This window comes from Limnobacter sp. SAORIC-580 (assembly GCF_013004065.1).
GTDB lineage: Bacteria > Pseudomonadota > Gammaproteobacteria > Burkholderiales > Burkholderiaceae_B > Limnobacter > Limnobacter profundi.
This window is the reverse complement of record NZ_CP053084.1, coordinates 315413-329071: the sequence shown is the minus strand read 5'-3', so window position 1 is coordinate 329071 and position 13659 is coordinate 315413. Positions and strand designations below refer to the sequence as shown.

The window sequence follows — 13659 nt, the reverse complement described above, 5'->3', positions numbered from 1 at the left end:
AATACAAGCCAGCTTTGTGGCAATGCCCATAATATTGCCAACGCCAGTGCATGCCAATGTGAATACGCAGCAAACCAATATTCGTGCGCTGAGTGAAAAAGGGGTGTACTGGTACGAACGTTTTCGCTTCGATTTGGCGGTGCAGTCTTTCAACAAAATATTGTTGATAGAACCCACCAACGCGTCGGCCTTGCGCTGGCAAGGCTTGATTGACCTTGCGCGTGGCGATGTGCAGGCAGCCAATGTGTGGCTGGGCAAACTGCAACTGGTACACGGAAACAATCCGTTTTCCATTGAGTTACAACAAGCCATTGCCTTGGCATCGGACAAGCGGCAGCAATTTGCAGAGTTGCGTTATATCGCAGACAGCGAACAAGTTCCTGCCAACCTGCCACAGCGTCTTCGGCAATTGCTTCCACAGCCACCCTTGGGTGAAGCTGCAGTACAAATATATCGCTTGATGAACCGCACCCCGGAAGGCCGCAGCTACGCCCGCGAGCAAGTGGCCGAGCTGGCCAGGCAATACCCGGACGACCGCCGTTACAGAACCCTGCTTGCTGAACTGGGCGGTGCTGGTGCCAGCACACTTGCACAAACGCCAACACCCGGTGCCGCGCAACCCCCCCGCCGCCCAGCCAATACCAACCGTACAAAACCCGCACCGGCAGCTCTAGCCCAGCCAACAACACCCGAAGTTGCGACACCCCCGCCTGCAGAGCCTGAAGTACCCACAGCCCCGGTACTTTCTGACTTCGAACAGGGACAACAACTGGCTGACAATGCACAAAAGCAGATTGATCAGGGCAACAAAACTGAGGCAGCCCGGCTGCTACAAAACGCAGTAGACCTGAACCCGAGCTACCCCTGGTTTCGCTACGACCTGGCCACCCTTCTGGATGACCAAGGCGATGCAGGCAGCAAACAGGCTGCCCGGCGAGTCATGGATGAAGGCCTGGCGCTGGACAAAGGACAGGAAATGCGATTTGCAGCTGCGCTGCTGGCCGCTCGCCAGGACCGTGGCAATGACGCCATTGAATTAATTGATGCCGTACCCCGTGAAAACTGGACTGAGGGCATGACTGCACTGGCAAAGCGGGTGCAATACGGCCAGTACCTCGATGGCTTGCGTGCGCAAGAGAGGAATGGCGATTTCAATGCGCTGGCCAATTCAATTGGCACAACACCCAAGTGGCGAGCCGAACCGGAGGTGCAGGCACTGGAGCAAAACCTTCAGCGCAAGCGACAGGTGCGCTTGCGGATGTCGTATGAAAACGCAATTATTGACGGCGATGAAGGTGTGTCCCGCATCGACAGTGACGAAATCCCCTTGCAACTGGATTTGCCACTCGATTTTGAACGCACTCTGTTTTTGCGCGCAGACACACTGAATGCGAATTCGGGCCGCGTGAACCCCGCCACCGCCAGTAACTTTGCAAAGCTGGGCACCACACTGCCCACCGACCCAGCCATCGCCAGCGACCGACTGGATCAAAACTACAAAGGCCATGTGGTGGGTGTGGGTGTACAAACCGAACAATACCGGGTTGATTTGGGCACCACGGTGGGCGACTACCCGGTCAATGACTGGGTGGGTGGTGTGCAATGGCGCACTAGCCTGGGTGAAGGTTCATTGCGGCTTGAAGTGGCGCGGCGCATGGTCAACGGCAGCGTGCTGTCGACCACGGGGGCCATCGATCCCTTAACTGGTGAGCGCTGGGGGGGCGCACGGCGCAACGGTGTCAGCGCGGTGTATTACCAGGCATTCAACCCCACTCTTGACTTTGTTGGCATTGCTCGGGCCAACCTGATTACCGGCAAAAACATACCCGACAACACCGAGTACAACCTGCAAGGCATTGTGGGTAAAACCGTGTTTCAGCGCCCGGGGCATGAGGTAGAAATTGGTGCGTCGTTATTTTTGTGGTCGTTCGAAAAAAACCTGCGCTTTTACACCTTTGGACAAGGCGGTTACTACAGCCCCCAGGCATTTGGTTCGCTCACATTTCCCATTACCTGGACTGGCAATATGAATGGCTGGTCCTGGCAGGCCCAGGCCCGCGTGGGTGCCAGTGAATCACGAGAAGACGACACTGCGCTTTATCCGCTGAACCCGGAACTTGCCGCCGCCGCTGCAGCACAAGGCAACCCTACCTTGCAAATTGGTGGCCCGGGTGGCGGCACCAGCACCGGTTTGCGCCTTGCACTTGAACGCCAGGTGTTAAAAAACTTTGTGGTGGGCGGTTATTTTGAGATCGACCGATCTGAAGGTTACAACCCTGACCGATTGCAACTTTATTTGAAATATTCGTTTGGTGATTTTTTCGAATTAAGCGTGCCACCAGAAGGTGTTGCACCTTACTCGAGGTTTTGAATGATTGACTTGCCCAAGCCCGGAGCCTACGTTGTACGCGCGCCCCATGCGAATCATTTTTCGCAGGGCCTGGTGCAACACTGGCTGGACTCGCAAGAAGAAACACCATTCAAGTCGTGCCTGTGGCTCACAGCAAGCCCTAAAAACGAGGTGCGCAACCTGCTTGAACCTTATTTGCTCAAACGCGCTGGCGCCCCAAAAGGTCTGGATGTGGTCTCAGTTCGAAACTTGTGGGCCAAAGGGCATGCCAAAAACGGCATTCGCCAACTTTGCCGTTCCCTGAACACACTGTGTGTACTCAAGCCGGCCTTGGTCGTGATTGAACATGCAGAACTTTGGTTTGACGACAGCGACGAACCCTTGAACCGGCAAAACCCGCTGGCGCAAATGCGCCTGCTGCACCAATGGGCTCACCATGCACAGGCCCATGTAGTCACCACGGTGCAAGGTGACCTGCCCGAATGGAGCACATTTGCCGACGGACTGGCCGATGTCAGCGATCTTGGCGAATTCGAGTTTCGCCCTTGGTGGCCAAGCCAGTGGGGCTTGCAAACCAACTTGTGGAACGACACAACGGCGCTGTCAAAACTGCCCATGCACCATGTGCTGGACAGTGGGGTATTGGGTAGCCTGAAACAACTGGCGCAAACCTGCCACAACCTTCGTTTTGGCACGGACCAACAACACGGAATTCACATACAGGCACACGGCGAAATGACAGCACAAGATGCATCAGTGCTGCTGCGTATGGGTGCGGACACTGTGTGGCTACAAGACGAAAGCATTGAAACCTGGCTAGGCCTGAGCACCGGGCAGGTGAACAAACCAGAAATGAACCTGACCGCCACGGACAATCACCAGAACACGTTTGCCAGAGACTTGCACGAAGTGTTCATGCCTGGCCTGTTGACTGTAGTGGCCAACCCCACATTCGCAGCGCAGGGTTTGATGATGATGCAACTGGCCAAACGATGGTCAATGCACTGCACGCTGACACGCCTTTCCCTGATGCGTCACATGACCGCACAAACCGCATTGCGCCTAGCCAATTGGTCGCAGGCCACCTGTGTGTTCACGGCCACCAGGGAAGCAATTTACCTGCTGAAAGTTTGGACCAGTGAGCCCGATGAGGCCAGCTACCGCGGCTGGCTTGAATCGTGTTTCCGGGAAAACCTGCCCGTGCTGTTCAGTGGCGATATTCAGTTTTTGGGTGAAGAAACCCAAAGTGAGTTGCTTGCCGATTTGCACGAAGAACTGGAACCTTTGTCGGTACAAGACCTGATGGGCGCCGACGAAAACAAGCCAGTGAAATTGGCGGAGCTGTGGGATGAAGCCCCGGAAGCCCTGAACCAGAATCGCCCATGGACACAACGCCTGAATGCACTGCTGAGCGAGGATGCAAAATGATAGTGTTTGCGCTGATCGTGAGTGGTTTGTTGCTGGGTGTCTTGCTCACCATTTTGTTGGTGGGAAAAATGATGAAAAACCCGACAACCCGAATCTGGCTAAGTGACTGGGCAAACTGGAGCAACAACCAGCTGCCCGACGACTGTGATCAGTTGGTGCGGCATGGCAAGTGGATTGCCAGCCCCGATGACAAAGAGGACGCATGATCATTATTGCTTTGGTGTCTCCCACTGGGGGGGCAGGACGAACCAGCCTTGCAATTGCCGCAGCCACCCAGCTCAACATGTTGGGCCGCAATGTCACGCTGGTGCAGGCTGACCCGGCCAACAACATTGAATTTCAATTGGGCTACTCCAGTCGCAGCGCTCGCGGCCTTGCGCATGTCATCTTGCAGGGCGAACCGATTGGGCAGGCGTTAAACACCACCAATGCCAGTTTCAAGTTATTGCCTTTCGGTGAAGTGTCCGTGGCACAGCAATTGGCTATAGACCGCGTGTTGATGGAGCAGCCCCAACGCCTGACAGATCTGTTTCAACAAGACGAATTTGCTGACGATGCTGTGGTGATCATCGACTTGCCACGCTGGCCCGCCCCTTGGTGCCAGAAAGTGATGGCCCTGTCTGATCTTAACCTGATTACCCTGATTCCAGACTCTGCCTCCGTATTGGGCATCGATACACTGTTGCCACATTTGCTGGAAAGCCGGGGCGCATCGTACTTTCTCATGAATCGCTTCGACTCGGCCAAAGTACTGCACCTGGATTTGTGGACCTTGTGCAAGATGAAACTAAGCCACCGCCTGTTGCCATTTTATTTGCATGAAGACCAGGCCTTGGCAGAAAGCCTGGCCGCCGGCCTGGCGCTGGCCGACTACGCGCCACGCTCACAGCTGGTGGAAGACCAGCAAAAGCTGTGCAACTGGATCGACGCGGAGATCGGATGAGTACCTCATCAAGCTGGATCAACCGACTAGAGCGCCTGCTGGACCTGCGCGAATTTCCGAACCTGAAAACCCGGGTTCGTTTGTTGCGCCTTTTTCAGGCACTTTGGTTACGTCCCAACAGTTTGAACAGTGCGCTTGAAGCATCGAACGGCCGACAAGGCCGAAGTCTGCCAGGCTTCGTGTTTCAAATTGTTGTCGTGGCTTTGCACGACTTGCTAAGCCCCATAGCGTATCTGTTCAAACTAATGATTCAGCGCCCCTACCGGTCAGTGCGTGCCCTGTTTAGCAAGTTCACCGACTATGCCGTGCGCGCCGCCCGGCTTGAACAGCGTATTGAAAACGCCAGCCACTTTGTGGTGCGCTTCAAATGGTTACGCTGGGCGTTGGGCCTTTCTGCCCTGACCTTGTTTCTGTTCACTGCGCAAGCCTCCCTGCCATTGGCAGGGCAGTGGGTTTTCATTGTGGTGTGTTATCTGTTTGCCATGTTGTTCAAGCGATTGCCTGAACGTTTTGCCAACTTGTGCCTGATGGCACTGACCATGTTGCTACTGGCACGTTATGTGTTTTGGCGCTTCACCAGTTCGCTTGATCTTGAAACTGGCACTGAAATTTTTTTGGGTTATACCCTGGTTGCAGCCGAGGCCTACACCTGGATTATTCTGATTTTCGGTTTTATCCAGACCGCATGGCCTTTGAAACGCAAACCCATGCCGCTGGAGTTGAACCTGAATGATTGGCCCACCGTGGACGTGTTCATTCCCAGTTACAACGAACCTTTGTCGGTAGTTCGCCCCACGGTTTATGCCGCCAAGGGCTTGGACTGGCCACTTGAAAAAATCACGGTTTACATTCTGGACGATGGGCACCGCCCCGCCTTTGAAGAATTTGCAAAACAAGCTGGTGTTGAATACATTTCACGCCCGGACAACTCCCATGCCAAAGCGGGCAACATCAACTATGCCTTGAAACACACGCATGGCCAGTACATCGCCATTTTTGATTGCGACCACATACCCACACGCTCGTTTTTACAAACCAGCATGGGTTGGTTCAGCCGCGACCCCAAATGCGTGTTGGTGCAAACACCCCACCACTTTTTCTCGGCTGACCCGTTCGAACGCAACTTCAACTCATTTCGGCAAATGCCCAACGAGGGCTCTTTGTTCTACGGCCTGATCCAAGACGGAAACGACTACTGGAACGCCTCATTTTTCTGCGGCAGCTGCGCGGTGATTGAACGCAAAGCATTGCTGGAAGTGGGTGGCATTGCGGTAGAAACCGTGACTGAAGACGCGCACACCGCCCTTAAACTGCACAGCCTGGGCTACAACAGTGTGTACTTGAACAATATTCAGGCAGCGGGCCTGGCCACTGAAACCCTGGCGGGCCACATTGGTCAGCGCATTCGCTGGGCACGCGGCATGGCGCAAATTTTCCGCACTGACAACCCGATGTTTAAAAAGGGGTTAAACCTTTTTCAGCGCGTTTGTTATTCCAACGCCATGCTGCATTTTTTCTATGGCATCCCCCGCATGATCTTCCTGGTCATGCCCATGGCATACCTGTTTTTTGAACAACACCTGATCAATGCTGCGGCAGTAACCATTCTCAGTTATGCCTTGCCACAGTTGATGATTTCCAGCTACACCAACTCGGTGATTCAGGGCAAATACCGTCGATCGTTCTGGTCTGAAGTGTATGAAACCGTGTTGTCCTGGTACATCATTCTGCCGACTACGCTGGCCTTTATTAATCCGAAACTGGGCAAGTTCAACGTCACCTCGAAAGGCGGCTTGATCGAGAAAAGCTATTTCGATGCCAACATTGCAAAGCCCTACCTGATCTTGCTCTTGATCAATGTACTGGGCTTCTCCGTGGGCTTGCTTCGACTGTTTGTGTTCAATACCCATGAAACAGGCACTGTGTTGATGAACTTGTTGTGGTGCGGTTTCAACCTGGCCATTCTGGGTGCGGCCGTGGGTGTTGCAACCGAGTCGGTTCAAAAACATGTGCACCACCGTGTGCGCATGGTAATGCCTGCCTTTTTGAAACTGCCCGGCGGCTACACAGTCAGTTGCTACACCGAAGAATATTCAGCAGCGGGGCTGACATTGGCTGTGGCCGATACCACTGGCATCAGCGAATTCAGCCAGGTGCAGGTTGGCTTGCACCGGGGCGACCGAGAATTTCTGTTCCCAGCGAAAATTCACTTCACCGAAACCGGACAGGTTGAAGCCCTGTTCACCAACCTGACCCCGGAACAAGAGACACAATTGATTCAGTGTACCTTTGGCCGCGCCGACGCCTGGCTGAACTGGCAAGAAGACCAAACCCGTGACCGCGCACTGGGTGGCCTGAAAGACGTGTTTGCAAAAGGCATGATCGGCTATGTACGCCTGTTTGCCTGGTTAAAAGATGGTGCTGTTGATTTGGGCAATCGCCTGATGGGCAACAAGAACCAAACCGAGAAGTGGGAGAACTAGGGCCATGCTGTTGTGGAACCTTTATTTTCTCATCAAGTTCGGCCTGCACTTTGCGGGGCAACTGACACTCAGCCCCCTTTGGAATTTGGGCCTGTTTGCCTTGCTGATTGCCACCAACCCCGCAGCCTATCAAAACAAACAGCTGATGAAGGTGCTGCGCTACCTGGTGTTTACTGGCCCAGCCATTGCCTTGCTGCTGCACGAACTGGGTTTGGTGGTGTCCTTGGCGCTGGTTGATCAAATCAAGGCGTTGTTCGGCTTCTCGCTCGACTATTTGTGGGAACTGCTTAAACGCACCATTCAACCCTGGATGCTGTGGAGCGCGCTACTTGGTTTCATGGTGGTTCGGGTGCTCGACCGGTACATACGCATTAGCAGTTGGGTTGGGTTTGGGCTTGTGTGCATCCTCGGGATTCAAACGCTGCCTTTTATTCAACAACAAACTCAAGCAAGTAAAACCGCGGCTGTGCTTGAACCTCAAGCTCAAACCCGTGAAAATTTGTCACCTGCCGAACTGCTGGCTCTGGGTCAGCTGGATTTTCAGAAACTGCGAGTAGCCCGTGACCAGGAAAGTCAAACCAAACTTCGGGACAATGCCTATGAGGGTGCTGGCCCGGGTGCAGTACTCGCTGGTTTTTTTGACCGGCAACGCACTATTGCATTGGCACCCTTTTCACCGGTGGCAAGTCCCGATTTCGATGTAATTGTGCTGCAAATCTGTTCACTGTCCTGGGCCGACCTGCAGTATGCAAAACAGAGCCAACACCCTGCCATTCGGCAAGCCGATTTTGTGTTCGAGAACTTCAACTCGGCAACCAGTTACTCGGGGCCAGCAGCCATTCGCCTGTTGCGCGGAAAATGTGGGCAAACACCGCACGATGCACTTTACAGCACACCCAACAACAGTTGCATGTTGTTTGAGCAGCTTCGAAATGTAGGCTTTGAAGTGGAGATGGGGCTGAATCACGATGGTCGCTTTCAAGACTTTTCGAAACTTGTTAAAACAAACCTGGGCGGCAAAGCCACTGAACTGGTGGCCCATGACGAAGTGCCTGCGGGGGTACAAGCCTTTGATGGCTCACGCGTGGGTCGCGATGGTGATTACCTGCGTGCATGGTGGAACAAACGCGTTCAGCAAAGCGGGCCCGCAGTGGCTTATTACTACAACAGCATTACTTTGCACGACGGCAACCGTTTGCCCAACAGCAACCTGAACAGCCTGAACAGTTACCCCTTGCGCCTGGAGCGGATGTTGAATGATATTCAATCCGTACTTGGGGAAATTCGACGCAGCGAACGCAAGGCGTTGGTGGTGGTGGTACCCGAACACGGCGCTGGATTGACGGGTGAATTTGGACAACTGGTGGGCTTGCGTGAATTGCCAACCCCCGCCATTACCAAAGTGCCTGTATTTGGCTACTGGATTGCGCCCGGGTACACGCCAACAAGCACCGGGCCTGTAACGGTGAAGCAGTCGGTCAGTTACACAGCACTCAGTGAATTGTTGGCACGTTGGCTGGCACAACCAGCCGAGCAACAGCAAAAGCCAACCTGGCCGGTGCTGCTCAGCGACCTGCCCGACACCCGGTTTGTATCCCAACAAGGCAACATCACTGTGATGGAAAGTCAGGGGTCGTATTGGATCAAGGCCCCGGGAGCCGCATGGAAAATGCTGGGCCCGGTTCAAAACATTGCGGCATCCAGCCAAGGGGGATAATGAAGCCATGGCACAGTTTGACCCCAACACACCGCCAGCCCTGTTCATGCCACCGGCCGACATGGCACATGACATTTATGCACTCAGCGCACAGCTGGAGGGCTTTGATCACAACATGTATCAAGACATTCAACAGGACCAGGCTATGTACGACTCATTCCAGCGCTGGCCCTTCCTGTTTGGTATTGCCATGGCCTCGCGTTACAGCGAGGACTGAACTTCAAGCCGCGTTGCGCTTTTTCAGATTGGCTTTGGCTTCCTTGGCCGCCGCCTCCTCCAGCTCGACCAGGCCGTCTTCGAGAAACTGCAACAGTCGCTGCATCGAGGGCATGGTTCTGCGACACGCCACCAAACCGAATTCAAGCTTGCCCGCATAGCTGTTCAAGGTGATGTTCAAAGCCTGGCCATCGAGCAACAGCGAGACCGGGTACACGCCATCCACCTCGGCACCATTGAAATAAAGCGTGTGCTTGGGGCCCGGTACATTCGAAATCACAATGTTGAAAGCCTGCAGTTTGGGTGCCAAACCGGTCAGCATGTTGAACCCGCTAATGCCCATCATGGTGGCCACGTAGTTCATGATTTCAGTTTGATTCATGCTGGCAAACCGTTCTTTGGAATGGTTCACTGAACGCGCAATGGTTTCAATCCGTTCCACGGGGTCTTCGGTGTCGGTGGCAAGGTTGGCCAGCAACAAGGCCACATGGTTGCCAGTCGCTGTGTCGTCTTTTCGAAGCGACACAGGCACCATCGCCACCAGCGGGCGGGCAGGCAATGCATTCAATTCGCTCAAATAAGAACGCAAGGCCGAGCCACACATGGCCAGTACCACATCGTTCAAAGTCATGTTCAGGCCGGTTGCGCAAGCCTTGATGCGCTCCATGGACCACGACTGGGCGGCTACCCTGCGTGAGGCCGTGATACGCCGGTTCAACACACTGCGTGGCGCTTGAATGACCGACACGAAGTCAGGATCAGCCACACTGGTTTGCCACAAGGATCGCCCCACTTCTTTCACCACCTTGGGCAGACTGAACAGTTGGGTTTTGGCGGTATCCAGCACTTGGCCCAGCATGGTCACCAAGCCTTCCGAGGCTTCAGAACGTTGAACCGACCCACGCAAATTCGGGTTGGCCCACAGGGGCGGAATGTCCATGATCTCCGGGTTATCGGCCATGGAACGCTGCAACATTTTCATGCAGGCCACACCATCCACCAACGCATGGTGCACCTTGGTGTACAAAGCCACGCGACCGTCTTCCAGACCATCAATGACATACGCTTCCCACAGGGGCTTTGCGCGGTCCAGTGGCGCGGCATGCAGCTTGGAGGTCAACTCCAGTAATTCGCGAATGCGGCCTGGCTTGGGCAGCGACAAATGAATGAAGTGTGCCTCCAGGTCAAACTCATCGTCCTCCACCCAAAACCACATACCCAATCGCGACTTCAAACGCAAACTGAACGGTGCCACCGGCTGGGTGTAGGTGCGCATGTCGGCCACCACCTTGTGCACGTAATCGATTGTGCTTTGGCCCTTGGGTGGTTTCAGCAACACCAGCCCGCCCACATGCATGGGCTGATTGCGGCGCTCCAGCCACAAGAACAATTGGTCGTTGGGGGTCAGGGCCTTCATGGGCATGTCTCCGTGTTGTGTTTTTTATTCCCGAATCTGTTGTTACTGCATGAAGTGCGCCGCTGGATGCGGCACGCCCCGAGATTTCAACGAATTTGTCGTTTGGCAAACGGCATGGTGGGCTGTTTGCTGTTTTTCACAACCGAAATACGCTGGTTTTTAAAACCAAGCACGCGGCGCTGCCAGCGTCGCTCCTGGGTCAAATGCGCCGCTTCGTCAATACCAAAAATCCGTTGCAACATGAACTTGCTTGCCGCCACAGAATCGGGGGAGCGGGTCAACATTTCCTGCACCAGGGCCTGCACTTTTTCTTCCGGATTCTCTACCACATGGGTCACCAAGCCCAGCTCCTTGGCTTGCAGGCCACTAAGCACGCGGCCCGTCATGGTCAACTCCTTGGCCACATCAACCGGCAACAATTCACGTACTAGCGCAGCACCGCCCATGTCGGGTACCAGACCCCATTTGGCCTCCAGAATGGACAATTGCGCATCGGGTGTGCACACACGAATGTCTGCGCCCATGGCGTATTGAATGCCTGCCCCAAAACAGTTGCCGTGAATCTGTGCAATCACCGGCACGCCCAAATCGCGCCAACCCATGCTCCAGGTCTGGAAAATATTGCGCATGGGCAACCACAGGTTGGCGTACATCACCACAGCAGTTTTCGGGTTGCTCATGACCGACTTCACATCCAGCCCTGCACAAAAAGACGGGCCCTCGCCTTTCAAAACCACTGCACGCAGGGTTTTGTGCCTGGCCAGTTGTTGCTGCACCTTGCGCACTTCCTTCAGCATGGGCCAGTCCACGCCATTGTGTTTTTCCGGGCGGTTTAAAGCCACGGTGGCTACGGTGTTGTCGCTGTTGAACTGCAGGTTTACTCTGTCCATGGTACTCTCGGCTGTTTTTTAAAATCGTGGTTTGGCTCGCTAGCCATCTTAACCTTGAACATTCTTAAACCCAATATGATCTTTAAAGTGTTGGCTCTGGTTTTGGCCCTGCTGGGTTATTACGTCAGCCCCTACGGCCCAAACATTGGCATTGGTGGCCCCGTTGCCTCAGAAAGTCAAAACCAGCCGGGCTCGGCCACCTCGGGCAGTTTTTACCTGGCCACGGTGACCCGTGTGGCCGATGGTGACACCATTACGGTGCGCAACCTTGACGGTGCCACCCACAAAATTCGCATGCATGCAGTGGACGCGCCTGAATTAAACCAGGCCGGTGGTGAGCAATCTAGGCGCTGGCTCACCGAGCAGGTGTTGAATAAAAACGTGAAGATCGTGGTGAACAACACGGACCGCTACAAACGGCAAGTGGCCAAAGTGGTGTTGCCCGTAGAAGGGTGCCAGCAGCGCTTGTGTGATGGTGAAACCGACATCAACCTGAAAGCCATTGAAGCCGGGCAAGCCTGGTGGTACCGGGAATTTGCGCGCAGCCAAAGCAGTGAAGACCGTGTGATGTACGAAGCTGCGGAGGACCAGGCCCGCAATGCACGCAAAGGCCTGTGGCAACAAACCGCACCGCTTGCCCCATGGCAGTGGCGCACCGAACAACGCAACCAGCGATAAAACATGAAAGAAATCTACACCACCACTGTGCCACTGCGCTGGGGCGACATGGACCAGATTGGCCATGTGAACAACACTGTGTACTTCCGTTGTTTTGAGCAAGCCCGCGTGGAATGGATAGCACTGTTTCCGGAAAGCGCAGACAACAACCCCGCGTATGTCGTGATCGTTCACACCGAATGCAGCTTTCTGAAAGAACTGAAAGCACCCGGCGTGGTGGAGATCAAGGTGCTTGCGGGCGAGGTGGGCCGCAGCAGTCTGGTGCAAAAATACGAGATGCGCCGCACCGATGCGCCCGAAGTTCTGGTGGCAACCGGCAGCGCAAAAATGGTGTGGGTCAGCCCGGAAACAGGTCGCTCTACGCCTATTCCAGACCGCTTCAAAGGCACACTTGGCACGCAGGAATAACACAGCAGGTTCAGGGTAAACCCGCGGTGTTTTCTAGAATGGGTACTCAGGTTTTGCTATTGTGGACATGAAATTTTATTGTTACATTGCGCAATGTCACGGTTAAACGTGGCAACAACAATAAAACAAGTGTAGGAGTCAAACCATGAAGAACATCATGCCTGTACGCCGCGATGTCAAATTGAATTTGCCTGAAGAAAAGGTATCCAATTGGCATGAGCAAGGTCCCCACGTGACCCATTTCATGAATGCCCTCTCGCTGTTCTTCCCAGCTGGCGAGCGCATGTTCATGGATGCTGTGCGTAACTACCGCGACGACATCACCGACCCCGAATTGAAAAAAGCAGTGGTGGCCTTTATCGGGCAGGAAGCCATGCACAGCCGCGAGCACGTTGAATACAACGAGATGCTGGATCGCGCGGGCCTGCCTGCATCCCAGCTGGACAACTTCCTGTGGGGCTTTCTGGCCTTCATCAAGAAAGCACTGGGCAAACGCCTTACCCTGGCTGGCACCATTGCGCTGGAACATTACACCGCGCTGATGGCCGACCAACTGCTGCGCAACCCCGATGTACTGGGCGAGAAATCAGAACCCGCCTACAAGCAAATGTGGATGTGGCACGCCTATGAGGAAACCGAGCACAAGGCTGTAGCCTACGACGTCTGGAACCATGTGTTGCCCGACAACATGCACAACCGTTTCAGCCGCCGCCTGGCAATGGTGTTGGCCACTGCCATATTCTGGCCACTGGTGGCTTACTTCCACATGCGCTTGGTGTTTGCCGACAAAACAATCCAGGGTGGCCATTTGAAAGGCTTCTGGACCGTAACCAAAATGTTGTGGGGCAAAAAGGTGGGCGTATTGCGCAACCCGGTGGCCAATGGCGAGTTCATGGACTACTTCAAAGCCGACTTCCACCCCTGGATGCACGACAACAGCCGCTTCCTGACTGAGATCGACAATTTTGTGGCCTCTGTTGAGGGCTCTGGCCGCAAGCCCAACACAGAGATTGCAAACGCCATTCGTGCCCGCATGAGCAGCCAGTTGAAAGCAAACGCAGCTTAATCAATTTCGTGACAGAAACTTTGGGCTGAACAGCCGGTGGGAGAAGTGAGCAGCCCACCGGTT

Annotated in this window: 12 protein-coding genes; 10 read left to right on the top strand and 2 right to left on the bottom strand. The window is 54.5% G+C overall.

The window, feature by feature from the left end:
* The first annotated feature begins 22 nt into the window (after nt 1-22).
* The 7 genes from HKT17_RS01470 to bcsR are packed head-to-tail and all read left to right on the top strand — an operon-like array spanning nt 23 to nt 9138.
* Nucleotides 23-2371 carry a cellulose synthase subunit BcsC-related outer membrane protein gene (locus HKT17_RS01470; protein WP_171097335.1) on the top strand — a complete coding sequence of 783 codons (2349 nt, stop codon included), beginning with the start codon at nt 23-25 and terminating at the stop codon, nt 2369-2371.
* Nucleotides 2372-3778 (top strand): hypothetical protein, encoded by a 1407-nt coding sequence (locus HKT17_RS01465; RefSeq protein WP_105028016.1) that lies wholly within the window; start codon nt 2372-2374, stop codon nt 3776-3778.
* Nucleotides 3775-3984, top strand: coding sequence for a hypothetical protein (locus HKT17_RS01460; protein ID WP_105028015.1), 210 nt, complete (start codon nt 3775-3777; stop codon nt 3982-3984). Before HKT17_RS01465 ends, HKT17_RS01460 begins: the two co-directional genes overlap by 4 nt.
* Complete coding sequence (gene bcsQ / locus HKT17_RS01455) at nt 3981-4721, top strand: cellulose biosynthesis protein BcsQ (protein WP_171097333.1); 741 nt, start codon at nt 3981-3983, stop codon at nt 4719-4721. The genes HKT17_RS01460 and bcsQ overlap by 4 nt, the downstream gene beginning before the upstream one ends.
* The gene (bcsA, locus tag HKT17_RS01450) at nt 4718-7204 is read left to right on the top strand and encodes a UDP-forming cellulose synthase catalytic subunit (RefSeq protein ID WP_171097332.1); all 2487 of its coding nucleotides are present in this window, start codon (nt 4718-4720) and stop codon (nt 7202-7204) included. The genes bcsQ and bcsA overlap by 4 nt, the downstream gene beginning before the upstream one ends.
* Before the next feature lie 4 nt (nt 7205-7208).
* On the top strand, nt 7209-8921 hold the full coding sequence (gene bcsG / locus HKT17_RS01445) for a cellulose biosynthesis protein BcsG (RefSeq protein WP_171097330.1): 1713 nt from the start codon (nt 7209-7211) through the stop codon (nt 8919-8921).
* A 7-nt stretch (nt 8922-8928) separates the two neighbouring features.
* Nucleotides 8929-9138 (top strand): BcsR/BcsP family cellulose biosynthesis protein, encoded by a 210-nt coding sequence (bcsR, locus tag HKT17_RS01440; protein ID WP_171097328.1) that lies wholly within the window; start codon nt 8929-8931, stop codon nt 9136-9138.
* A 3-nt stretch (nt 9139-9141) separates the two neighbouring features.
* On the opposite strand, the gene HKT17_RS01435 is transcribed toward bcsR, so the two are convergent.
* On the bottom strand, nt 9142-10554 hold the full coding sequence (locus HKT17_RS01435; protein WP_171097325.1) for a WS/DGAT/MGAT family O-acyltransferase: 1413 nt from the start codon (nt 10552-10554) through the stop codon (nt 9142-9144).
* A gap of 86 nt (nt 10555-10640) precedes the next feature.
* Nucleotides 10641-11444 (bottom strand): crotonase/enoyl-CoA hydratase family protein, encoded by an 804-nt coding sequence (locus HKT17_RS01430; protein ID WP_171097323.1) that lies wholly within the window; start codon nt 11442-11444, stop codon nt 10641-10643.
* 75 nt (nt 11445-11519) lie between these two features.
* Here HKT17_RS01430 and HKT17_RS01425 point away from each other — a divergent pair, with 75 nt between their 5' ends.
* The 3 genes from HKT17_RS01425 to HKT17_RS01415 all read left to right on the top strand — a co-directional run bounded on the left by HKT17_RS01425 (nt 11520) and on the right by HKT17_RS01415 (nt 13596).
* On the top strand, nt 11520-12122 hold the full coding sequence (locus HKT17_RS01425) for a thermonuclease family protein (protein WP_171097321.1): 603 nt from the start codon (nt 11520-11522) through the stop codon (nt 12120-12122).
* Nucleotides 12123-12125: 3 nt separating this feature from the next.
* Nucleotides 12126-12530 (top strand): acyl-CoA thioesterase, encoded by a 405-nt coding sequence (locus HKT17_RS01420; protein WP_171097319.1) that lies wholly within the window; start codon nt 12126-12128, stop codon nt 12528-12530.
* Between the two features lie 145 nt (nt 12531-12675).
* Complete coding sequence (locus HKT17_RS01415) at nt 12676-13596, top strand: metal-dependent hydrolase (RefSeq protein ID WP_171097317.1); 921 nt, start codon at nt 12676-12678, stop codon at nt 13594-13596.
* The last annotated feature ends 63 nt before the right edge of the window (nt 13597-13659 follow it).

What these genes read in the sequence shown, in the direction of transcription:
- HKT17_RS01430 (WP_171097323.1), bottom strand. Translation starts at nt 11,444, where the DNA reads ATGGACAGAGTAAACCTGCAGTTCAACAGCGACAACACCGTAGCCACC.
- HKT17_RS01435 (WP_171097325.1), bottom strand. Translation starts at nt 10,554, where the DNA reads ATGAAGGCCCTGACCCCCAACGACCAATTGTTCTTGTGGCTGGAGCGC.
- HKT17_RS01470 (WP_171097335.1), top strand. Translation starts at nt 23, where the DNA reads ATGCCCATAATATTGCCAACGCCAGTGCATGCCAATGTGAATACGCAG.
- HKT17_RS01465 (WP_105028016.1), top strand. Translation starts at nt 2,372, where the DNA reads ATGATTGACTTGCCCAAGCCCGGAGCCTACGTTGTACGCGCGCCCCAT.
- bcsA (WP_171097332.1), top strand. Translation starts at nt 4,718, where the DNA reads ATGAGTACCTCATCAAGCTGGATCAACCGACTAGAGCGCCTGCTGGAC.
- HKT17_RS01425 (WP_171097321.1), top strand. Translation starts at nt 11,520, where the DNA reads ATGATCTTTAAAGTGTTGGCTCTGGTTTTGGCCCTGCTGGGTTATTAC.
- HKT17_RS01415 (WP_171097317.1), top strand. Translation starts at nt 12,676, where the DNA reads ATGAAGAACATCATGCCTGTACGCCGCGATGTCAAATTGAATTTGCCT.
- HKT17_RS01420 (WP_171097319.1), top strand. Translation starts at nt 12,126, where the DNA reads ATGAAAGAAATCTACACCACCACTGTGCCACTGCGCTGGGGCGACATG.
- bcsG (WP_171097330.1), top strand. Translation starts at nt 7,209, where the DNA reads ATGCTGTTGTGGAACCTTTATTTTCTCATCAAGTTCGGCCTGCACTTT.
- bcsQ (WP_171097333.1), top strand. Translation starts at nt 3,981, where the DNA reads ATGATCATTATTGCTTTGGTGTCTCCCACTGGGGGGGCAGGACGAACC.
- bcsR (WP_171097328.1), top strand. Translation starts at nt 8,929, where the DNA reads ATGGCACAGTTTGACCCCAACACACCGCCAGCCCTGTTCATGCCACCG.
- HKT17_RS01460 (WP_105028015.1), top strand. Translation starts at nt 3,775, where the DNA reads ATGATAGTGTTTGCGCTGATCGTGAGTGGTTTGTTGCTGGGTGTCTTG.